This is a genomic window from Campylobacter sp. RM12647 (assembly GCF_020138135.1).
GTDB lineage: Bacteria > Campylobacterota > Campylobacteria > Campylobacterales > Campylobacteraceae > Campylobacter_E.
Window position 1 is genome coordinate 92,046 of the sequence record NZ_JACGAS010000001.1, and the last position, 21,255, is coordinate 113,300.

The window sequence follows — 21,255 nt, forward strand, 5'->3', positions numbered from 1 at the left end:
CTTGGCTAAGAAGAATTTAACACTATATAGCTTAGGTGCTTGTGCTGTTATTTTAGGTGGAATTTATTTTGTAATTCCATCTAAAGACACAAAAACAAACCAAACACCAATAAAACCACAAGTAAAAATAGAGCAAAAACAACAAACAAAACAAGTGCAATTGCCAAAACTTGAAGAACAAAACTATAAGATATTAAATGATAGAATTGTAAAGCTTACAAAGCAAATAGAAAGCTTAAAAAATAGCAATACCAAAGCCAATGAAATAGAAAATCTATATCAAGAAATTGAAAAATTAAAAATACAAAACGAACAATTAGAAACTAAGAATAATGAATTAGTTCATCGTTTAAATAACGAAAGTTTATTAGTAAATGAAAATAGCAAAAACTCATATCAGCAAATGATAGATAAGCTAAATGAAGATTTAGCAAATTATAAAAGCGAAAATGATAGTTTAAAATTAAGCTTAAATGATAAAGAAAACGCTGTTAAAAATCTAAATTCTTTACTAGGAACTCTTAGTAATCAAAAACAAATGGACGAATTTGAACACGATAATTTAGCAAGAAAATTGCAAGATGAATTAGATAAAGCAAATGCAAAAATCATAGCAAATCAAAAAAATTACACAGATGTAGTTAAAGAAAATGATATTTTAAAACAAAGAGTAAAAAATCTAGGGAATTTAGAAAGTGTAAATGCTGAATTAAGTAAAGTAAATAATGAACTTAACTTAAAAAATCTTGAATTAAGTAAAGAAATAAAAGCAGCAAGCAAGCTAAATGATGAATTAAAAAGTAATAATAATTCTGATTTTGTAAAGCTTAATTTGGATAATAAAAATCTCCAAGCAAAATTAGATGATGCTAAAACTTCAATATTAAAACTAAATCAAGTTAAAAATGATTTGGAACAAAAATTAGATAATTTGAAAAATATTGAAAAACAAAGAGATGAATTAAAAAATGAAGTTTTTCAGGCAAAACTAGAACTTGAAAAATCTAAAAACGAACAAACTAAAGTGATTAAGGATTTAAGTGATAAAAGCCAAAATTCACTTGATAATCTTACAAAAGAGCTAAATAAAGTTAATGAATCTAATGCTAAATTACAAGATAAAAATACAAAAAATGAAATAGCATTAAAAGATATGCAACTAAAAAATAAAGAACTAGAATTAGACTCAAAGAAAAAAGAAAAAGATTTAAGTGAAACAATAGCAAAACTTCAAAAAATTGATGAGCAATTAAAAGCAAGTAGTGCAAATAATATGGATTTAAAAATAAAATTAGATAATTTACAAAAAGAAAAAATAGAATTAACCACGCAATTAAATAAAATTAATAATGAGTTTTTAAACTATAAAAACGATAGCTTAAGTAATAAACAAAACGATGTTAAAGACTTAAATAATAAGCTTTACGAAAGTTCAAAAGCTTATGATGAGCTAAATGTAAAATATATTGCTTTAAAAGAAGAATATGCGGCTAAAGAACTAGATAATAATAAAGCAAAACAAGAAAACAAAACACTTTTAGATGAAATTGAACAACTAAAATTAACTATTAGTAAGGATACAAATTCTGAAAGAGTTTTAGCCTTAGAAGAAGAAAAAGATAAGCTATTAAAACAACTAAATGAAATAAATATCAAAACTTTAAATAACTATAATCAAGAAAATAGCGAACTAATAGCAAAAAAAGAAAAAATTCAAGAATTAGAAAAAAAACTTGAATTAGCTCAAAAAGGAAGTTCGTTAAATACAAATAGTTTAAAATTACAAGATACTTTTGTTTGTGATGATATAAAATCAGGAGTAATTGGACTTAGTAAAACTTGCTCGCTTGAACTTGATAAATTCTTAGCAAAATATAATCAAAATTATTTATATGAGATAACTCCTATAATTGATGATAGTGGCTTTAAGAGTTTAAGTGCTATTGATGGAGTTCATATGGCTAGTAAAGAAGTGCAAAGATTAACTCGCTTAGCTAATTTTGGATTATCAAAAGATAGAACAAAAAGTGCTGCAAGTTATATAAAATCAAAAATTCCTAATGCACTAATTAGCTCAAGTTTAGAGCCTGAATACTCAAAAGACAATAAAAAAGGCTTTATTTTAAGAGTTTATAAATGATAATTTATCAATATAAAAACGGCTATCGCTACAATAGTGATAGCATAATTTTATATGATTTTATAAGTAAAGATAAGCTTAAAGGAATAGGACTTGATATTGGTGCTGGAAGTGGAATTTTAAGCCTATTATTAAGCGAAAATAAAAATATAAAAATAGATGCAATTGATATTCAAGAAGAAAATGTAAAACTATGCAAAAAAAATTATGAAAAAAATAATCTTAATTATAAAGTAATTTTAGGTGATATTAAAGATTATAAAGTTTATAATTATTATGATTTTATAATCTCTAATCCACCATTTTATTCTAAAATGCAAGCACAAAATAAGCATTTAAATATTTCAAGACATATTGATTTTTTACCACTTGAAATATTGTTAAAAAGTGCTGATAAATTATTAAAACCAAAAGGTTTTTTATATTTTTGTTATGATGCTAAAAAAATTGATTTAATATTTGAAACCTTAAAAAATACGAATTTAAAATGCGAAATAATAAGATTTATTCACACAAAAGCCGAAAAACCATCAAATTTAGTATTAATTAAAGCAAGAAAATTAAGCAAAAGCGATGTGCTGATTTTGCCACCTTTAATATGTAACGATAGCAATGGCACAACAAAAGAATTTAATTCAATTTATCAAAATATCAAGGTTCAAAGTTATGATTTACAATAAAGATTACTCATATTCATTTGATGAGAGTAAATGTAGTGAGTGTGGCGGTAAGTGTTGCACGGGTGAGAGTGGTTATATATTTTTAACTAGCGATGAAATTATCCAACTAGCTAAGATAAAAAATACAACTTTTAATGATTTTGTTAGTAAATATTGCATTAAAGTAGGCGTTAGGTTTAGCCTAATTGAAAAGCCATATAACAATGGCTTTGCTTGTATATTTTTTGATGAAATTAATAAAAATTGTGGAGTATATGAAGCAAGACCTATGCAATGTAGAACATTTCCGTTTTGGGAATATTTTAAAAATAACCTAAAGGAGCTTAAAAAAGAATGTATTGGGGTAAATTAATACTAATCTTATTAGCTAGTATTACTTTTGCTGATAGTATTGATGATTTGCGTTTAAACGCAATGTTAAACGAAAATAATAATGCTAAATTATCTAGCGAATCATATTTAAAATTATATGATGAAACAAAATTAAAAGCTTATTTAGAAAATGGAATAAAACAAGGTTTTATTGCTAATTTAAATATGGATAAAGCAGTAAATACTTTAAGAGATATTGATAAAGATAATAATTTAATCAAAAAACTAGATATTGTTAAATTAGTAGAACAAAAAAATTATAAACAAGCAAAAAAAGAATATTACAAATTCATATCAAAAAACGAAGATTTTACACTAGCTAATGCTATGAGTAAGGAGCTGTTTAATCAAGGATTAAAAAAAGAAGCCTTGCAAATATCTAAAGATTATTATAAAAAATATAGTAATTTATACTCATTATATTTATATATTGAAATGCTTATGGCTAACGAAAAATATAAAGATGTAGTAAAACTAACAGAAGAATTTAATAAAACCGCAGAAGAAAATAATAAAGTAGATACAGAATTAGCTCCTTTTTTATTAATGCGTTTAAATGCTTTAAAAGCTCTTAATATGTGGGAGAAAACGATTAGATTAGACCCTAAAGGCTATTCAGAACAAATATTAAAATTATTTAAAGAAAAAGATTATAAAAATATCAAAGAATATACTAAATTAGTGCCTATAAATCCTGATTATTCATTGTTTTTGTTGTATAGATTAGAAGCGCTTTATGAACTTAATAATTCTTCGGATATTGATGAGATTTTTAGCTTAGGAATGAAGCTTTATGAATTTACAAATAATAAAGATATTTTATACACAATAACTAAGAAATTATTGGAATTTAACAAGAAAAAAGAACTTTATGAAATAGCTAATTTAGATGATGAATTAGCTTATAAAGTATATTTTAATTTAAAAGAATATAAAAAACTTAGTGAATTTTTATATCAAAAAGCAATTAAAGAAAATAATAATAGTTATTTAATAGAATCATATATATACGAAATGCTAGATAATCCTAAAGAATTTGATTATTTCAAATTAGATGAATTAGTAGCTAAAGGTGGTGTTGCTCCTAATATGCTAAATATATATGCTTATACAATAATTGATGAAAAAATTGATATTGCAAAAGGTATAAAACTAATACAAAAAGCTTTAGAACAAGAACCTGATAATGCTTATTTTCTTGATACTTTAGCTTGGGGCTATTATTTAATAAATGATTGCAAAAATGCACAAGAAACTATGCAAAAAGTATTACAAAACGAAGATGTTTTAAATGAAGATGAAATAAAACTGCATAATCAAAGGATAAATAAATGCAAGAATTAAGCAAAGAAATTCTAATAAAAAGCCTTGGATTTAATCTGTTTTATCCAAGAGATTTAAGCGAATTTAAAAATGAAATAATTAAATTTAGCTATGACTTAAATGATTTAAATGATGCTTTTATTACCAATGATTTTGATGAGCTAGGTTATGCTAGGCGTTATGTTAAAAAGCATTTATTTTATTATTCAAAAAACTTAAGCGAAGATGAATTAATCAAAGCTAGTATTTACGGAGCTGATGGGATTGTTTTGGATAAAATTGCTAATAATGATTTATTAAATCTTGCAAAAAATTGTGGTTTTAGCTTAGGATTTTTAGCTAAAAATAATATAGATTTATTTAAAGCTACCATAAAACAATTTGATATTTTTATTGCTAACGATAAATTATTAAAAAATGTTCCAAATACTAAATATAAAGGAATTCTTAATGCAACACCTAAAAGCACCTTGGCGTGATAAATATTTTAAAGAAGATAGAAGTTTATGTCCTTTTTGCGAAGCTAGTGAAGTGCTAGTTTATGAAGATGAGTTATGTAGGGTTTTAATGAATAAATACCCTTATTCTCCAGGACATATTCTAATAACTCCTAGAAAACATGTTGAGTTTTTAAACGATTTAGATGAGATAACTTGGCTTAGAATGGCAAAAATAGCTAGATTTGCTGAAAATATTATGAGAACAACCTTGCATGCACAAGGAGTAAATATCGGACTTAATTTAGGCGATGCAGCAGGTGCTGGTATAGCAAAACACTTGCATTTACATGTCTTACCAAGATGGCATAAGGATACTAATTTTATAACCACTATTTGTGATACTAGAGTTATAGGGACTAGCCTAGATGAATTATATTTAAAGATAAAAGAGAGCTTTAAAAACTACAATGCAGCTAATTAGTGCTAAAGAATTTTTAAATATTAATAAAAATATTTTAATAGACGCAAGAAGTCCAAATGAATACAAAAAAGCACATTTAAAAAAAGCCTTAAACTTTTTTGCTTTAAATAACGAAGAGCATAAATTAGTAGGGACAAAATACGCTACTAATAAATTTAACGCAAAATTATTAGGAGCTAGTTTTATTTGTAAAAACACAAGCATTCATCTTAAAAAAATACAAAATATAGCAAATCCACATAAAGATGAAATATATATTTATTGTGCTAGGGGCGGTCAGCGAAGTGGTGCGATAGGTCATATTTTAAGTGAGATTGGATTTAAAGTCTATAAATGCGAAGGTGGTTTTAAAGAACTTAGAAACGAGATGATTTCGTATCTTAATAGCTATCAAAATCCTAATTTTGTAAGCCTAGCAGGAAATACAGCTTGTGGTAAAACAAGGCTTTTAAAATTACTTGATAATAAAATAGATTTAGAAAAATTAGCCCATCATTTCGGCTCAACTTTTGGCTCTCGTGGGTTTTTACAACCTAGCCAACAACAATTTGATATAAATCTAATAAATGAATTAAAAGCATTAAAAGATGCAAAAGTATTCATAGAAGCAGAGAGCAAAAACATAGGAACTATAACTTTATTTAATAATTTTTACGAGCAAATGAATAGCGGTATTAAGGTGTTTTGCGAAGCTAGTTTGGATATTAGAGTGCAAAATTGTGTGAATGATTATCAAAACATTAGCTCGGAGTTTTTTTATTTTTGTCTTGAGAGATTAAAGCCTTATTTAGGAAATGCCTTAGTTTATGAGCTAAGCACTGCTTATAATAATAAGGATTTAAAAAGTGTAGCAAAAATACTTTTAATCAATTATTATGATAAGGTCTATAAAAAACCTAAGGAATTTGATTTATTATTAAATCTTGATGATTTAGAAAAAGCTAAAAACGAGTTAATGAAATTGTAATTTTATAATCTAAAGGATTTTTATGGATAATGTAAGCTCAAGCATATTAACTTTTGATGAATTAACCGAACTAAATCTTAGCATACCTGATTATCAACGCCCTTATGTATGGGAATTAAAGCAGGTTAAAAAATTAATTGAAAGTATAAATAAAGATGAAAAATTACTTGGTTCAATCGTGTTATATAAAAATAATGACACCTATGAAATAATAGACGGACAACAAAGACTAACCACTATAAAACTTATTTTAAAGGCTTTAGATAAAAATAATAAGTTTTTAGAAAATGCTAAATATTATCATCAAATATCACACATAAAAATTAAGCAAAATTACGAATACATTCAAAAATACTTAAAACAAAATAATAACTTTTATGATAAATTACAAAATACTAATTTTATTTGTATTAGCACGAATGATATAAAAAGAGCTTTTGTGTTTTTTGATAATATCAATACTAAGGGCAAAAAGCTAGAAAATTATGACTTAATCAAAGCATATTGGGTATTAAATACCAATAATGATTTAATTAATTACTATGTTAAAAAATATAATGATTTTATTGAAGATGGGAAAAAGCACGAACACCCTACATATAATGGAGTAATTTATAATAATTATTTTCAATATTTTTTAAAAAATATAGCTATGATTAGGGGGTCTATGCGTGAATATAATAAAAACTATCAAGATATTAATATCATAGATGAATATTGTAAAATCACTCCTTTTAGTGCTGGATTAAATATAAATAATATAAATGCAAGTTTTACTAATGGGGTTAGCTTTTTTGCTTGGGTAAAAAAGCACTATGAAAATACAAAATTAATAGCAAAAAGTGATTTTATAAGTAAATTCCAAAAACTATATGTAAATAATAATTTATATCACTATACTATTTTTGTTTTGATTATATATCTTGATAAATTCCCTGATGGTGATTTTAATAAAATAGCTAGAATGATAGTTAGGATTACTTATTATAGAGCTATTAATAATGATACAAAATATTCTTATCAATCTTTAATCCAAGATTGCAAATATATAATCCAAATCATTTTAAGCTCAAATATAGAAGAAGAATTAGTTTATAGATTAAATGATTTAATAGCTCATTATCCTTACAAACAATGTATTAAACAACTTGAATTTTTAGAGCAAGAATTTAAAAATTATGGTATTTTAGGAGCTTCTTATGAATAGCAAAATCATTAAAATAAGCGAAATAAATCAAAGCCTTGTAATACCGATTTATCAAAGGTTATATGAATGGGATAAAGAGCAAATAAGAACACTTTTAGATGATATTTTAAATGCAAACGAAGAATATTTCATAGGCACAATTACAACTAGCTTAAGAAATAATGAATTAATAATAATTGATGGGCAACAAAGGCTTAGCACTATATTTTTCTTATGTGCTTATATGTGCTATGAAAATAACAAAATGCAAAAAGCTGAAGGGGAATTTGCAAATGCTTTTAATTTTGCGTATTTAGAAAATGAATGTAGATTCAAAATGCCTTTAAGAGAAGATATAACAGATGCTATTTGGGATTATGATTTTAATAATTTAGGCGAGAATATAGACAATGCTTTTAATACTTTTGAAGAGTATTTTAAAGACAATGATAAGTCAAAATTAAACGAAAACCTTTTTAAAAATATAAAAATTAATTTAGTAATTTTAGATGATAATTTAGGCGAATATTTTTTAACTATGAATAGCAATTTAATTCAATTAAATCCAAGTGATATTTTAAAGTCATATTTACTAAATCTCTTAAAAGATGATGATAAATATTTTTATTATTCAAATATTTTAAACGAATGTATGCAAATGGATAAAATAGCTGATTTTAATACAGAATACAAAGCTCTTAGTATAGATGATATTTTAAATACCAAAAATCATGAAAATAATATAAAAATATACGAAAGCCTTATTGATTACCCTACTTTTGTTTTATATGTTTTTAAGATTTTATTTCCAAATAATATAGAAATTAACAAAAACAAATTCTTAGAAAATACTTGGAATAAATTAGAACATTCTAAAGAAAACGCCATAAAAATAATAAATGCTTTAAAAGAATATAGAATTATTTTTGATAGAAGAAGTGTTAGAAAAACTCACGAAGATTATAAGCTTTTAGGAGATTTAAAGGATGCTAAGCTTGAATTGTTTTTAAATTATTTAAGAGTAGCTAGAAATCCTAGTGAATATTTAGAAACTTTACTAACTTGTAAAAGTGATGAAGATTTATTTAAAGAGCTAAAAAACCTAGATGATAATCTAGCAAAAAACGACAATCTTAATGATTTAAATTATAATCATCCAAATATTGTTTATTGGTTACAACGTTATGAATACTATCTAATGCAAGATGTTGATTTTAAAAATAACTATAAAAATTACATTGCAAATTATCGCTTTAGAGATATTAATTCAGTTGAGCATATTTACCCACAAAGCAAAAGTAAAATTGATGACTTAGGCAATTTAGCCGTAATAAGCGATAGTGAAAACTCACAATTTAGCGATAAAGATTTTAATAAAAAGAAAAATATTTTTCAAAATTTCATAAATGAAAAAATAATAATTAGTCTAAAATTATTAGAAGTCTATTCTAAAAATAGCTGGGATTTAGAAGAAATTAATGCCTATCATAAAAAAATGCTAGATATTTTAAAAAACTCATTTAATTAAAATCAATTTTCTATTTTAAATTCTATAAAAATATTAAGAATTTAAAATAGATTTTGTGTTTAAAAAGTCTTTAGATAAAACGACTAAAATAGCCCTAAAGGATAAATTATGGATTTTACACATTTACATTTACATACAGAATATTCGCTTTTAGATGGCGCAAATAAAATTGATGAATTAGCAAAAAGATTAAAAGAGTTAAATTTCAAATCTTGTGCAATAACTGATCACGGGGTTATGTTTGGAGCAATTCATTTTTATAAAAGTATGAAAAAGCACGGAATTAAGCCTATTATTGGATTTGAAGGCTACTTGCACGATGATGATGATTTAAGCAGCACTGCAACCAATCGCCGTTGGCATATATGTTTATTTGCTAAAAATCAAAAAGGCTATGAAAACCTTATGTATCTTACTTCAAGAGCTCATATAGATGGTTTTTATTATCGCCCTAGAATTAATAAAAAATTATTAAAAGAATATAGCGAAGGTATAATTTGTAGCTCTGCTTGTCTTGCAGGTGAGATTAATTGGCATTTAAATGATAAAGAAGTTCGTCGCAATGGAAAAACAAATGCTGATATGGGTGCTAAAGGCTATGAAGGTGCAAAAGCAGCCGCACTTTGGTATAAAGAAGTTTTTGGAGATGATTTTTATCTTGAAATTATGAGAATGGGTATAAATTCTCAATTAAATATAGATACAAATATACTTAAATTAGGAAGAGAATTAGGCATAAAAGTAATAGCTACAAACGATTCGCATTATACTTATAAAGATAGGGCTCAAGCTCAAAATATCTTTATGGCAATTAGCACAGGAGATATTGTAGGGGTTGATCCTGAAAGTGATGAAGCCAAAAAAGACAATGGCTTAAGACATACAATGAGTGAAATCTATGTAAAAAGCGCTGAAGAAATGCATGAATTATTCCTTGATGTGCCTGAAGTTGTGCAAAATACTCAAGAAATAGTTGATAAATGCAATTTAGAGCTAAACTTAGGAAACCCTACTCCACCAAATTTTAAATTCGCTCTTGAATACGCTGAAAAAATCGGCTTAGAATTGCCTAGTCAAGATATGTTTAGCTTTAGCAATGATGATGTATTATTTGAAAGGCTTTGTTGGGACGGGCTTAATAAGCGTTTAGTATATATTGATGAGAGCAAACACGAAACCTATAAAGAGCGTTTAAGAACTGAAATCAACATTATTAAAAATATGCGTTTTAGTGGTTATATGCTAATCGTTCATGATTTTATAAAAGCTGCTAAGGATATGGGTATTCCTGTTGGACCTGGTAGGGGCTCTGCTGCAGGTTCATTGGTATCGTTTTGTTTAGAAATAACCGACCTTGACCCACTTCCTTATAATCTACTTTTTGAGCGTTTTTTAAATCCTGAGCGTGTATCTATGCCTGATATTGATGTGGATTTTTGTCAAAATAGGCGTGAAGAAGTAATTGATTATGTTGTAAAAAAATATGGTCGCTATAACGTAGCTCAAGTAATTACCTTTGGTAAATTACTTGCAAAAGGTGTTATTCGTGATGTTGCAAGGGTTTGTGATTTACGCATAAAAGATGCTGATACTTTAGCAAAATTAGTCCCTGATGAGCTAAAAATCACTCTAAAAGATGCTTACGAAAAAAACCCTGATATTAAGGCTTTCATTGAAGATTTAGACAATCGTGCAGAGTATAAAAATATAGTTTGCCACCCTGATGATGTAAGGGGCAAAAGCAAAATCGGAACTAGGGTTTGGGAGTATTCATTAGCACTTGAAGGACTTAATAGAAACGCAGGAATGCACGCTGCTGGAGTGGTAATTTCAAACGAAGAATTATGGAAAAAAACCCCATTGTTTAAACAACCAAAATCAGACGCATTAGTAACTCAATATATGAAAGATTATCTTGAAGATGTTGATTTGATTAAGTTTGACTTCTTAGGACTTAAAACTTTAACCGTTATTGATAATGCTATAAAACTCATTAAAAAACGCCATAATATAGATATAGACTGGAACAAAATTGATGTAAATGATAAAGGCGTTTATGATTTAATTCAAACAGGAAATACTCTTGGGATTTTTCAAATAGAAAGCTCGGGAATGCAGGATTTAAATGCTAGGCTTAAGCCAACTTGCTTTGAAGACTTAATCGCTGTTTTAGCACTTTATCGCCCAGGGCCACTTGATAGTGGAATGGTTGATGATTTTATAGATATTAAGCACGGAAGAAAACCAGCTGTATATGCTTTCCCTGAATTAAAGCCTATTTTAGAGCCAACTTATGGGGTTATTGTATATCAAGAGCAAGTTATGCAAGTAGTTCAAACCATTGGTGGATTTAGCTTAGGTGGAGCTGATTTGGTTCGTCGTGCTATGGGTAAGAAAAAGCTTGAAGAAATGGTGAAATTAAAAGGAGAATACCTAGAAGGTGCTATAAAACAAGGCTTTGATGAGAAAAAGGCTGATGATTTATGGGAGCTTATCTTAAAATTTGCTGAATACGGCTTTAACAAATCTCACTCAGCAGCCTATGCTCTAGTAGCCTTTCAGACTGCTTATCTTAAAAAATATTATGAAACAGAATTTATGGCAGCATTACTAACTAGCGAAGAAGGAAAAGTTGAAAAAATTGAAAAATATAAAGATGAGCTAGATAGATTAGGAATAGAGCTTTTACCACCTAATATAAACGATGGCACAAGGGAATTTAACGTTACTATAAAAGATGGAAAAGCTGCTATTGTCTATGGGCTTGGCTCAATTAAGAGCTTTGGAATTCCTAGTGCTGAAGGACTTGCAAAAGCTAGAGCAAATAAGCCATTTAGCGATATGAAAGACTTTATTGCAAGGGCTGATGCTGCTTATATGAATAAAAAAGGCTTAGAAGCTTTAGCTAAGACGGGTTGTTTTGAATGTATTGGGATTAATAGAAAAAGTGCTTTAAATGCAATTGATTATATTATTAATGAGTTTAAAGCAAAAAAAGAGCATGATAAAAGATTGCAAGAGAGTTTATTCTCTCAATTTGAAACAGAATATCATAGTAGTATTGATATTACAAACCAAGAAGAATTTAGTGTAGCAGAATTAGCCGAGTTTGATAAAGAATATTTAGGAATATATCTTGGCTCACACCCACTAGATGAGTTTAAAAAAGAAATTAAATCAATTGAGCATTATAAAAGTAGTGATTTTGAGAATTTAGATGATGGGGAATATCAAGCATTTTGCTTAGGAATTATTGAAGAAGTTGATTTTAAACAAAGCAAAAGCGGTAAAAGCTATGCAAACATTAAAGCACTTGATTATTATTCAAATTTTAATATTTTATGTTTTAACCCTGATTTAATAGATGTTTTAGCATCAAAATATAAAGCAATGAACCTAGCAGCTCAAGATGTAAAAACCAAAAAATCTCTTTACGCATTTATTTTAAATCTTAAAAGAGATAATGCAAAAAATACTTTATTTTTAAATAATTTAATAGAAGTAAATGCTAGTGAAATAGGTGTAAATACTGATGATAAAAACGCTCTTGGATATGAAGTGTTTAGCAAAAAGGGTGGTAAGAAAATTAAAGGCGATATTAAAAGATTTTCTCATCTAACTCAAAATATTGAATACTTAAAAAGTAGCGATTTTAACAAGGCTGATTATGGAGATTACAATGCTTTTTGCTTAGGAATAGTAACTGAAGCAGAATTTAAAGTAAGCAAAAAAAATAAAGCCTTTGCTAAGCTTAAAGTGGTTGATGAAGGTGGAGAATTTGATATTTTATGCTTTAATGATGAAGTGTATAAAAAGCTAGAAAATGAGTTTTTTAGTAAAGAAAAAGAAGAGAATTTATATGGATTTGAAGTTAGTTTAAGAGCTGATGAGAATGGAGTTGGGGTATTTATTGATGATTTTTTCTTAATTACTAACGAGCTTATAAAAGAGCCAAGTGAGAATAAAAACTCATTAGGTTATGTGGTATTTGAAAAAAGAATAGCAAAACCAAGAAGGCAATATTCTAAAGAAAATAAAGAAGAATTCACGCAAAACCCAAAAGCCTTTGAAGGAGAATTCATACAAATTGATTTATTAAATATCAGTGCAGAGATTTTGCAAGAAATCACAAGATTGATTAAAGAAAATTTAAGTCAAAATGTAAGTGCAAAAGAAATAGTTTTAGAATTTTTAGATGATTCTTGCGTGAATAAATATTCAAGAAGATTTGGTTTAAATAATGAAGCTATAGAGAAAATAAAGGAATTATCAAAAATTAGCTAAAAAATTGATATTTAAATTCTAGTGGATAAAGAATTTATAAAATAAATTATAAGACTTTATCCACTAAATAATCTTTTATTTTATAACTAACTTAGATAAAAGTAAAAGAATTTAAAACATAGATTTTTAATAAGTCCTTATTAAGTATAAAATACTAGTTAAGTAACATAAAATAAGTTTTATCAATTTTACAAAAGCTTTAGAATTAGGCTTTTGCTAGTATTTTTTAAAGTTATATAAGGCTTAAAGCTTTCAAAACTAAAGCAAATTTTATTTTGCAGGACTTAAGCTAAACAATGCTGCTAAAAAAGTGGGTTGCGAATATCATTTTATGTTTGTTAATAAAAATGGCGAAGAGCTTAGGCAAATATCATCTATGCTAGATGAAATCAAATACCACCCATCAGTTGGCGAGATTTTTAGCCTAGATGATATAAACCAAGCTTTAAAAAGTGTAAAAAATAGCAACAAAACTGGCAAGGTTTTAATTAAACTTTAAGGAGATTTTATGGCTAGTAGTAAAGAGTATTTGGAGTATGTTTTGGAGTTTTTTAATGAGCCGAATATAACTTATAAGTATATGTTTGGAGAATATACTTTATATTTTAAAGATAAAATCATAGGTGGGATTTTTGATAATCAATTACTTTTAAAACCCACAAAATCAGTGCTAAACTACATAAAAGAGCCAACGCTAGTTTTACCCTACGATGGGGCAAAAACTAAAATGGTTTTGTTTGACAAAGAAGATAGCGAGCTTTTAAACGCAATAGTTTTAGCAATGTATGAAGAACTTCCAAATCCTAAGAAAAAGCCTAAAAAAGCTTAATACGAAAATAAATTCCATACTCCAAACAAGCGAAATTTATAGAATTTATTTCGTGTATTTTCAAAGAATTTGAAATAGGAATTTCGTTTGTTTTAGCCTGACTATAAACATACGAAATTCCGATTTTAATTTCAAGTAAAAATTATTACAAAAACCTTTAAATAAATTGATTTTGATTTAAAACACCTTGATTAATATTAGTTTATTGTATAACTAGTATTAATCATTAATTTGTTCAAAAATCCATTCTCTTATAGGCTCTATTGAGTATGCAATTCTCCAAGTATTTCTATGTCCGCTAGCTCCTTGCTTGTTATCTCCTTCTAAAAATACGCTATCTTTTTTAAATACTACATAATTAATAGGATTATTATTAGAAATTATCTTATCAAATGCAAAACGATACTCGCTATCACCCCATCTTCCGTCCCAAATATAACGGCTAATCTTAGCCCCTTCCTTTTCTAATTGTTTTGTTATTAAATTTTGCCCAGGAAATGCTCCTAAATCATCTGCTGATACTAATATAAAAAGCTTTTTATTTGCTAATGGTTTTACTAGTTTATAATCCCATTGACCTGCTACCAAAAACGATGCGGCAAATAAATTTGGATATTTGATATTCATAGCAATACTCATCATGCAACCACCAGATTGACCTGTGACATAAATCCTTTTTGTATCAATATTGTATTTATTTACTAGTTCATTGATTAAATTAATTGTTGTTTCTAGCATACTTGAGGCATTAGAATTATCATCTACTATTATTTCATCATATTGTGGTGCCAACACAAAGCAAGGTCGTTTTTCTTGCTCTTTAGGGCTAGCCCAAACAATAGCACCTAAACCTTGATATAAAGTAGCTTTATGATACTCACTAGTTGTCCCAGCATCGTGCATAAATAGCACTAAAGGAAGTTTTTTGTCTTTAGCGTTTTTAGGAATATACAAATTATAACGCAAGGTTTTATTTGTGGTTTTATCTTGAAAAATAAGTTGCAAAAATTCATCAGCAACAAGGTTTTTTACACTATCTGTGCTATAACTTATACCTTGATATGTTATTTTGGCTTTTGGTTCTTCAAAAACTAAATTACTTGCTGGCTTATCTCCTGCAACCCAAGGCTTTTTAGATGTTTTACTTGCTTTTATTGTAGAATTTGACATAGGTATCATTTTTGATAAAGATAGATTTTTATCTTCTAAAGATAATAAAAGTATGATAAATTTTCCTTTTTCTTGCTTTTTTAATCCTATTTCATCGCTTATAAAAACATCGCTAATGGTTCTATTTTCAACGCAAAAATCATCTTTTTTAATATCTTTTAAGGTTAATATTTTTTCACACTCAAGTGCAATAGCAACAAGCTTAATACCATCTCCAAATATCTTAGTAATAGCAAAAGCTCTTATGTTTTTGCTTGTTTGATTTGCAAAAACAGAGCATGAAACAGCTAAAACTAAACCTAAACTAGAAACTAAAAATTTTCTTCTTTTCATATATTTTTCCTTGTTTTAAATAAAATATAATTTTATAATATTAATTTTAATTATTAAAATTAATATTATTTTTTTGAAAATTTTTTATTATCTAGCGTTGTTTTAAACTAAAATTTTATAGTTAAAAATACAAAAAATAAATTCTTTTAAATATACAAATTTACTTAAAAAAGAATTTGAAATCGGAATTTCGTTTGTTTAGCTTAGTTAAAAATAAAATTAGCTTTATAAAAAGTGTATTAAAAACACAAAAACATTTTTATTTGTAACGAGCGTAAATAAATCAATTTTGTTTTATGAAAAGCTTGGGTTTTGCATAGAGCAAAAATAAGAGATTAAAAACCTTTTTTCAAACGAAAATGCCTAGATAATGCTACAAGATATAAATAGGATTAAAAAAGAATTTTCGTTTCTAGCAAATCTAAAGGCTATGACACTCAAGAATTTGTAATGCGAGATTTTAATGATTATGTATATATAATTGCAGAAAAAAATAATTAAATTTAAAGGAAAATTATGAAAGCAGCAGTTTTAAATAATTTTAAAAGTGATTTAGAAATAAAAGAAATTGATATTCCAAAAATAACAGATGATGAAGTTTTAATTAAAGTAACTTATGCAGCCGTAAATCCACTAGATAATCTTATAAAAGATGGCGCACTAAACATAATAACTCCTTATAAATTACCACTAATTTTAGGCAATGAATTAGTAGGAGTTATAACTAGCATAGGTAAAAATGTAAAAAAATTTAAAGTTGGGGATAGAGTTTATGCAATGTGTGAAAAAGCATTTGCTGAATATGTAGCGATAAATCATAAGTATATAGCAAAAGTGCCTGAATATTTAAAAGATGATGAAGCAGCTTGCGTGCCACTAGCCTCTTTAACATTTTTACAAGCTATTAAAATAATGAATGCTAAAAATGAAAACTCAATATTTATTTCTGGAGCTAGTGGGAGTTTTTAAAATCTTGCTTTGCCACTTGCAAAAGAGTTTAAAATATATGCTAGCGGAAATGCTAATTTTAAGCAAAAAGCCTTAGAATTAGGTGTTTGCGAGTATTTTACAAAAAGCGATGATTATACAAAAATTAAAGTAGATTTTGTAATAGATTGCATTGGTAAAAATGAAACTTTTAAGCAGTTTAAAATCCTAAATAAAGGCGGAAAGCTAGTATCTTTAAAGGGTATGCCTGATATGAAATTTGCTAAAAGCTTGAAGCTTTCAAAACTAAAGCAGATTTTATTTTATTTTGCAGGACTTAAGCTAAACAATGCCGCTAAAAAAGTAGGCTGTGAGTATCATTTTATGTTTGTTAATAAAAACGGCGAAGAACTTAAGCAAATATCTTATATGCTAGATAATATAAAATACCGCCCATCAGTCGGTGAGATTTTTAGCCTAAATGATATAAACCAAGCTTTAAAAAGTGTAAAAAATAACAATAAAATCGGTAAGGTTTTAATTAGACTTTAGGAGGTTTTATGGCAAGTAGTAGACGCAGCAAAAACACTTCACAATTTTCAATAATTAGTATAAAATTATGATTAAATTATTTTAATTTAATATAATTATTGTCAAAGAATATAATTTAAGGAAATTTGTTATGATTATTTGTGGGATAGATTTTGATTTAATAGATAGTATAGAACAAATTACGATTGCAGATAGTTTTGTTAAAGGCGGAAATAAAATAGGTACAGGTCATGGCGAAGCAAAGCTTTATGTCGGGCAAATAACAGATAATAGAACACAAGAATTTTTTAATCTAAATCCACAAAATAAGCCTATTAAATGTTTTATATTAAAAGACGACCTTTATAGATATCTACTAGATACTAAAATAGAATATCAACATCCTACGCAAAATTATCAATCAGCTAGTCTTATGCCTATGCTTTGGCAAAAAAGATTGGAAAATCTTTCATCAAAAAACAATGTGCTCGAATTTGAACTAATAAATACAAACGTCACTCCGCCTAGAATTTATTTAAATACCCCAAATACAAATGATGAGAATTATAATTTAATAAGAGAATTTGCTTTGCCAAATTTAAGCTATTTGTCTTGTCTAAAATTACGAGATAAAAGAACTTATCAAATTTATTTTTATTTTAGAATTTTTGCAGACCTTAGCTATTTATCAAATAACACCTTAATGGAAAACGAAATTATTGAAAATCCAATTATGGCTAAAAATATCAGAGATGGTCAAGCAAAATACAGACAAATTTTATTGCTTGAGTGTCCATTTTGCCCTGTAACAATGGTAAACTATGATAGATTGTTAATCGCAAGTCATATTAAACCTTATGCCCATTGTAACGATTATGAAAAATATGACCCCAAGAATGGACTTATGCTCACTCCAACCATTGATAAGTTGTTTGATAAAGGCTTTATTACATTTAACATAAATAAACAAATTGTGTTAAGCCCGTGGTTATCAAAACACACTTTCAGGTGCTTAAATTTAACAGAAGGGACTATATATCCTAATTTGCCTTTTGATGAAAAAAGAATTGCTTATATACAATATCATAATCAATCTGTTTTCAAAGCTTGAAAAATTTGTTCTAAGATTTTAACAAGAATATTAACTACAATTGAGTTACCAGCTTGTTTATACATTTGTGTATCGCTTACAACAATTTTAAAACTATCATCAAAACCCATTAAACGCAAACATTCTCTTGGGGTTAATTTGCGAATTCTTCCAGCATGAGTAACATAATTATCAACCCCAGCTCTATGCATTTTATGCATTGTGTTTAAAAGTGGTCTTGCAATGTTTAAATCAGTTTTTGTGCTAGTTTTAAAATTTTTTGTGCCACCTGCTAGAACATAATCTTTTACTTTGTCGCTTAAATAATACTTCTCTTCTACATTTCTTATATCAAATATAAACTCATCAGGCTCTAAGGCTGTTTCAAAAACAAAATCTCCGTGCCAGTTATATTGTTGATTTGCTTTTTGACAAAGTGCTATTTTACCATTAATTTGGGTGTATTTTTTAAGACGATTTTTGGAGCTTGTAACAAATTTAATACCTTTTTCTTTTAGGTAATATTTACTATCTGTAAAATCTTGTAAAAAATCTTGCATAGTGCTTGTAAGCTCTATTGGTTTTGGAAAATTAAATTTAACATTATCTTTAAAACCAACCACGAAAATTCGTTCTCTGTTTTGTGGAATTCCATAATCTTTTGAGTTTAAAATTTGAGAATAAATTGTATACCCTAAATCTTTAAAAGTTTCTTGCACTATTTGCCATGTTTTGCCTTCGTCGTGATTTGTTAATCCTTTTACATTTTCATAGATAAAAACTTTTGGTTTACATTCTTTTATCACTCTTGCATAATCATAAAACAAAGTGCCACGAGTATCTTCAAAACCTTTACGGTTACCAACAATAGAAAAGCTTTGACAGGGACTACCACCCGCTAAAATATCTATTTGTCCTTCAAAAGGTGTGGCGTCAAATTTAGCAATATCGGTATGCCAGCTACTTTCATTTATATCATAATTTGCAAAGTAACTTTGTTTTACAAAATCATCTATGTCGCCAGCAAATTTTATTGTATGATTAATGTTTAATTTTTTTAATGCCATTTCAAAAGCACCTATCCCACTAAATGTGGATGCTACTTTTAAATTGTTCATATATTATATTTCCTTGTAATTTCTTATTGTGTTAAGTATATCAAATATTTTAAAATAACTCTCATGCTCAATGGCTCGTTTTGCTTTTATATAATTCTTTATAAGTAATATTGCTAAAATAATTTTCAATCTTCTTAATTGTTGTAATTATATACAGTTTTTCTTAAGCTTGTGCATACATTGTTTGTTTAAAAACTATCTATATATTAATAAAAAATATTATACACTCAATTACATATTTTTAATAATATAAAATATTTATATTGTAGCTTAAAGAAAAATATAACAGCGTGGTATTTTCTGCTTTTTTAATAAAATAGTAATACTATAATACTAAGAGATGAAAGAATTGTTATAATATTTGTAATTTAAATCAATGACATATTAAAATGTTAATAAAAAATGGCGAAGAGCTTAAGCAAATATCTTCTATGCTAGATAATATAAAATACCGCCCATCAGTCGGTGAGATTTTTAGCATAAATGATATAAACCAAGCTTTAAAAAGTGTAAAAAATAACAATAAAATCGGTAAGGTTTTGATTAATTTCAATAATTAGAATGCTTATAAAATATCTTTCTAATTTAAATTCTAAGAATTTAAATTAGACTAATTATATTTATATTTTAGTTAAAAAACTCAGGGTGTTTGTCTTTTAATAAAGCCATAGTTTCTAAAATAAGCTCAAAATCATCTTCACTCTTAGCTTCATCAATTAGCTCAAGATAAGTAAATGCAGCCTTTTCTAGGCAATTTTTCTTAACTCCTGCATAATACAAAGCAGCTTTATGCATTAAAGCAATCTCATACATTAAATCTTCAATTTCTTCATTTTTCATTAAATTTCTCCAAATAAGTTTTAGTTTGTTCGTAAATCTTAGAATATACACTACTATCTTTATAACTTGTAAATATTCCGCCACTAGCATTTGCGTGACCGCCACCATTAAAAGCCGTTTTTGCAAATAAGCTAACATCAATTTTATTATTAGCCCTAAGAGAGATTTTCTTGCCAGGATTAATTTCTAAAAAGAAATCATATTCAGGATTTTTTACTAAAAAATCATTTCCTATAACGCTAACATTTCCTATATCATAGACTAATAAGCCTTTTTTATCTTTATAATAAATCGTATAATCTTGCTTATTTTCGCTTAAAATCCTTACTAAATAATCGCTTATTAAATTACATAAAGTATCGTTTTTGTCATTTTTAAAAAACTCTTTTTTAATACTATGAGTTGCATCTTCTAAAGCAATATTTGGATTTTCAAGATGAAAATATTCTCTAGCTTTGTTTAATAAAAAGAACATATAAGCGTGATTTTGCTTAGCAAACATAGTTCTATTTATCTCCTTACTACTAGCAATTATTTGCATTAAGATTTTGCCTAATTCAAAATATTTGCTATCACTTAGCCAAATATCAATGCTATTTATAATATCTACCATTAGGCTTAGCTCTTTATTTTCTCCAAAAATTTTACTAAAAAAATCATAAGTAATCTTAGTAGCACACCTTGAACTATCTAAAAAATACCAAGGATATTTTTCCATACAAGCTTTGCCTGTTTGATGATGGTCAAGCAATAATAATTTTGCGTGATTTAGCCTTGCAACCCTAGAAGTAAATTCTTCGCAAACACTTTCAATAGGATTTACATCAGTTATTAAAATAAGAGCAAATTCATCAGGATTTGCTTCTACTTTTATCATAATTTCTTCAAATTTTTCTTCAATTTCTTTGCCATAATTAGAATTATAAAATTCACAATCCTTAAAATAATTAGCTACCACATATTGGCAACCATATCCATCTAAATCAGTGTGGCTTAGGTGATATATTTTCATTATT

Annotated in this window: 19 protein-coding genes and 1 pseudogene; 16 read left to right on the plus strand and 4 right to left on the minus strand. The window is 26.8% G+C overall.

Annotated features, from left to right (window positions below; translation table 11 throughout):
• Position 1: 1 nt before the first annotated feature.
• From AVBRAN12647_RS00450 to AVBRAN12647_RS00505, 12 genes and pseudogenes are all read left to right on the plus strand, one after another.
• Positions 2-2,140 (plus strand): hypothetical protein, encoded by a 2,139-nt coding sequence (locus AVBRAN12647_RS00450; protein ID WP_336614517.1) that lies wholly within the window; start codon positions 2-4, stop codon positions 2,138-2,140.
• On the plus strand, positions 2,137-2,820 hold the full coding sequence (locus tag AVBRAN12647_RS00455; protein WP_214116689.1) for a tRNA1(Val) (adenine(37)-N6)-methyltransferase: 684 nt from the start codon (positions 2,137-2,139) through the stop codon (positions 2,818-2,820). The genes AVBRAN12647_RS00450 and AVBRAN12647_RS00455 overlap by 4 nt, the downstream gene beginning before the upstream one ends.
• A complete protein-coding gene (locus AVBRAN12647_RS00460; protein ID WP_239802725.1) occupies positions 2,807-3,172 on the plus strand; it encodes a YkgJ family cysteine cluster protein in 366 nt (121 codons plus the stop codon). The genes AVBRAN12647_RS00455 and AVBRAN12647_RS00460 overlap by 14 nt, the downstream gene beginning before the upstream one ends.
• Positions 3,154-4,536: a tetratricopeptide repeat protein gene (locus AVBRAN12647_RS00465; protein ID WP_336609243.1), complete on the plus strand. Its 1,383-nt coding sequence runs from the start codon at positions 3,154-3,156 to the stop codon at positions 4,534-4,536. The genes AVBRAN12647_RS00460 and AVBRAN12647_RS00465 overlap by 19 nt, the downstream gene beginning before the upstream one ends.
• Positions 4,524-4,994, plus strand: coding sequence for a hypothetical protein (locus AVBRAN12647_RS00470; protein WP_239802727.1), 471 nt, complete (start codon positions 4,524-4,526; stop codon positions 4,992-4,994). The genes AVBRAN12647_RS00465 and AVBRAN12647_RS00470 overlap by 13 nt, the downstream gene beginning before the upstream one ends.
• Positions 4,966-5,436, plus strand: a complete 471-nt coding sequence (locus AVBRAN12647_RS00475; RefSeq protein WP_336614518.1) for an HIT family protein — start codon at positions 4,966-4,968, stop codon at positions 5,434-5,436. The genes AVBRAN12647_RS00470 and AVBRAN12647_RS00475 overlap by 29 nt, the downstream gene beginning before the upstream one ends.
• On the plus strand, positions 5,423-6,403 hold the full coding sequence (gene mnmH, locus AVBRAN12647_RS00480; RefSeq protein ID WP_336614519.1) for a tRNA 2-selenouridine(34) synthase MnmH: 981 nt from the start codon (positions 5,423-5,425) through the stop codon (positions 6,401-6,403). Before AVBRAN12647_RS00475 ends, mnmH begins: the two co-directional genes overlap by 14 nt.
• Before the next feature lie 22 nt (positions 6,404-6,425).
• Positions 6,426-7,610 (plus strand): DUF262 domain-containing protein, encoded by a 1,185-nt coding sequence (locus AVBRAN12647_RS00485; RefSeq protein ID WP_336614520.1) that lies wholly within the window; start codon positions 6,426-6,428, stop codon positions 7,608-7,610.
• Positions 7,603-9,117 carry a DUF262 domain-containing protein gene (locus AVBRAN12647_RS00490; RefSeq protein WP_336614521.1) on the plus strand — a complete coding sequence of 505 codons (1,515 nt, stop codon included), beginning with the start codon at positions 7,603-7,605 and terminating at the stop codon, positions 9,115-9,117. Before AVBRAN12647_RS00485 ends, AVBRAN12647_RS00490 begins: the two co-directional genes overlap by 8 nt.
• Before the next feature lie 105 nt (positions 9,118-9,222).
• Entirely contained in the window at positions 9,223-13,401 is a 4,179-nt protein-coding gene (gene dnaE, locus AVBRAN12647_RS00495) for a DNA polymerase III subunit alpha (RefSeq protein ID WP_442862267.1), read from the plus strand.
• Between the two features lie 301 nt (positions 13,402-13,702).
• Positions 13,703-13,900, plus strand: a pseudogene (locus AVBRAN12647_RS00500) (zinc-binding dehydrogenase); the annotation flags it as partial.
• Positions 13,901-13,909: 9 nt separating this feature from the next.
• Positions 13,910-14,230: a TfoX/Sxy family protein gene (locus AVBRAN12647_RS00505; RefSeq protein WP_336614522.1), complete on the plus strand. Its 321-nt coding sequence runs from the start codon at positions 13,910-13,912 to the stop codon at positions 14,228-14,230.
• 219 nt (positions 14,231-14,449) lie between these two features.
• Here AVBRAN12647_RS00505 and AVBRAN12647_RS00510 read toward each other — a convergent pair whose 3' ends face one another.
• The gene (locus AVBRAN12647_RS00510) at positions 14,450-15,733 is read right to left on the minus strand and encodes a PHB depolymerase family esterase (protein WP_336614523.1); all 1,284 of its coding nucleotides are present in this window, start codon (positions 15,731-15,733) and stop codon (positions 14,450-14,452) included.
• Between the two features lie 516 nt (positions 15,734-16,249).
• Here AVBRAN12647_RS00510 and AVBRAN12647_RS00515 point away from each other — a divergent pair.
• The 3 genes from AVBRAN12647_RS00515 (at position 16,250) to AVBRAN12647_RS00525 (ending at position 18,302) form a co-directional block, all read left to right on the plus strand.
• Entirely contained in the window at positions 16,250-16,702 is a 453-nt protein-coding gene (locus tag AVBRAN12647_RS00515; RefSeq protein ID WP_336614524.1) for an alcohol dehydrogenase catalytic domain-containing protein, read from the plus strand.
• Between the two features lie 9 nt (positions 16,703-16,711).
• A complete protein-coding gene (locus AVBRAN12647_RS00520; protein WP_336614525.1) occupies positions 16,712-17,212 on the plus strand; it encodes a zinc-binding dehydrogenase in 501 nt (166 codons plus the stop codon).
• A 130-nt stretch (positions 17,213-17,342) separates the two neighbouring features.
• Positions 17,343-18,302, plus strand: a complete 960-nt coding sequence (locus AVBRAN12647_RS00525; protein ID WP_239802734.1) for an HNH endonuclease signature motif containing protein — start codon at positions 17,343-17,345, stop codon at positions 18,300-18,302.
• On the opposite strand, the gene AVBRAN12647_RS00530 is transcribed toward AVBRAN12647_RS00525, so the two are convergent.
• Entirely contained in the window at positions 18,281-19,399 is a 1,119-nt protein-coding gene (locus AVBRAN12647_RS00530; RefSeq protein WP_239802735.1) for a DNA cytosine methyltransferase, read from the minus strand. The two genes, AVBRAN12647_RS00525 and AVBRAN12647_RS00530, sit on opposite strands and share 22 nt — an antisense overlap.
• Before the next feature lie 389 nt (positions 19,400-19,788).
• On the opposite strand from AVBRAN12647_RS00530, the gene AVBRAN12647_RS00535 reads away from it, so the two are divergent.
• The gene (locus AVBRAN12647_RS00535) at positions 19,789-19,959 is read left to right on the plus strand and encodes a hypothetical protein (RefSeq protein ID WP_336614526.1); all 171 of its coding nucleotides are present in this window, start codon (positions 19,789-19,791) and stop codon (positions 19,957-19,959) included.
• A gap of 67 nt (positions 19,960-20,026) precedes the next feature.
• On the opposite strand, the gene AVBRAN12647_RS00540 is transcribed toward AVBRAN12647_RS00535, so the two are convergent.
• Both AVBRAN12647_RS00540 and AVBRAN12647_RS00545 read right to left on the minus strand, forming a co-directional pair.
• A complete protein-coding gene (locus tag AVBRAN12647_RS00540; protein ID WP_214116664.1) occupies positions 20,027-20,239 on the minus strand; it encodes a hypothetical protein in 213 nt (70 codons plus the stop codon).
• Positions 20,229-21,251 carry a DHH family phosphoesterase gene (locus AVBRAN12647_RS00545; protein ID WP_214116662.1) on the minus strand — a complete coding sequence of 341 codons (1,023 nt, stop codon included), beginning with the start codon at positions 21,249-21,251 and terminating at the stop codon, positions 20,229-20,231. The genes AVBRAN12647_RS00540 and AVBRAN12647_RS00545 overlap by 11 nt, the downstream gene beginning before the upstream one ends.
• Positions 21,252-21,255: the final 4 nt, after the last annotated feature.

Coding starts and splice junctions, on each gene's coding strand:
- AVBRAN12647_RS00455 (WP_214116689.1), top strand. CDS start 2,137: ATGATAATTTATCAATATAAAAACGGCTATCGCTACAATAGTGATAGC.
- AVBRAN12647_RS00460 (WP_239802725.1), top strand. CDS start 2,807: ATGATTTACAATAAAGATTACTCATATTCATTTGATGAGAGTAAATGT.
- AVBRAN12647_RS00465 (WP_336609243.1), top strand. CDS start 3,154: ATGTATTGGGGTAAATTAATACTAATCTTATTAGCTAGTATTACTTTT.
- AVBRAN12647_RS00470 (WP_239802727.1), top strand. CDS start 4,524: ATGCAAGAATTAAGCAAAGAAATTCTAATAAAAAGCCTTGGATTTAAT.
- AVBRAN12647_RS00475 (WP_336614518.1), top strand. CDS start 4,966: ATGCAACACCTAAAAGCACCTTGGCGTGATAAATATTTTAAAGAAGAT.
- mnmH (WP_336614519.1), top strand. CDS start 5,423: ATGCAGCTAATTAGTGCTAAAGAATTTTTAAATATTAATAAAAATATT.
- AVBRAN12647_RS00485 (WP_336614520.1), top strand. CDS start 6,426: ATGGATAATGTAAGCTCAAGCATATTAACTTTTGATGAATTAACCGAA.
- AVBRAN12647_RS00490 (WP_336614521.1), top strand. CDS start 7,603: ATGAATAGCAAAATCATTAAAATAAGCGAAATAAATCAAAGCCTTGTA.
- AVBRAN12647_RS00505 (WP_336614522.1), top strand. CDS start 13,910: ATGGCTAGTAGTAAAGAGTATTTGGAGTATGTTTTGGAGTTTTTTAAT.
- AVBRAN12647_RS00510 (WP_336614523.1), bottom strand. CDS start 15,733: ATGAAAAGAAGAAAATTTTTAGTTTCTAGTTTAGGTTTAGTTTTAGCT.
- AVBRAN12647_RS00515 (WP_336614524.1), top strand. CDS start 16,250: ATGAAAGCAGCAGTTTTAAATAATTTTAAAAGTGATTTAGAAATAAAA.
- AVBRAN12647_RS00525 (WP_239802734.1), top strand. CDS start 17,343: ATGATTATTTGTGGGATAGATTTTGATTTAATAGATAGTATAGAACAA.
- AVBRAN12647_RS00530 (WP_239802735.1), bottom strand. CDS start 19,399: ATGAACAATTTAAAAGTAGCATCCACATTTAGTGGGATAGGTGCTTTT.
- AVBRAN12647_RS00535 (WP_336614526.1), top strand. CDS start 19,789: ATGTTAATAAAAAATGGCGAAGAGCTTAAGCAAATATCTTCTATGCTA.
- AVBRAN12647_RS00540 (WP_214116664.1), bottom strand. CDS start 20,239: ATGAAAAATGAAGAAATTGAAGATTTAATGTATGAGATTGCTTTAATG.
- AVBRAN12647_RS00545 (WP_214116662.1), bottom strand. CDS start 21,251: ATGAAAATATATCACCTAAGCCACACTGATTTAGATGGATATGGTTGC.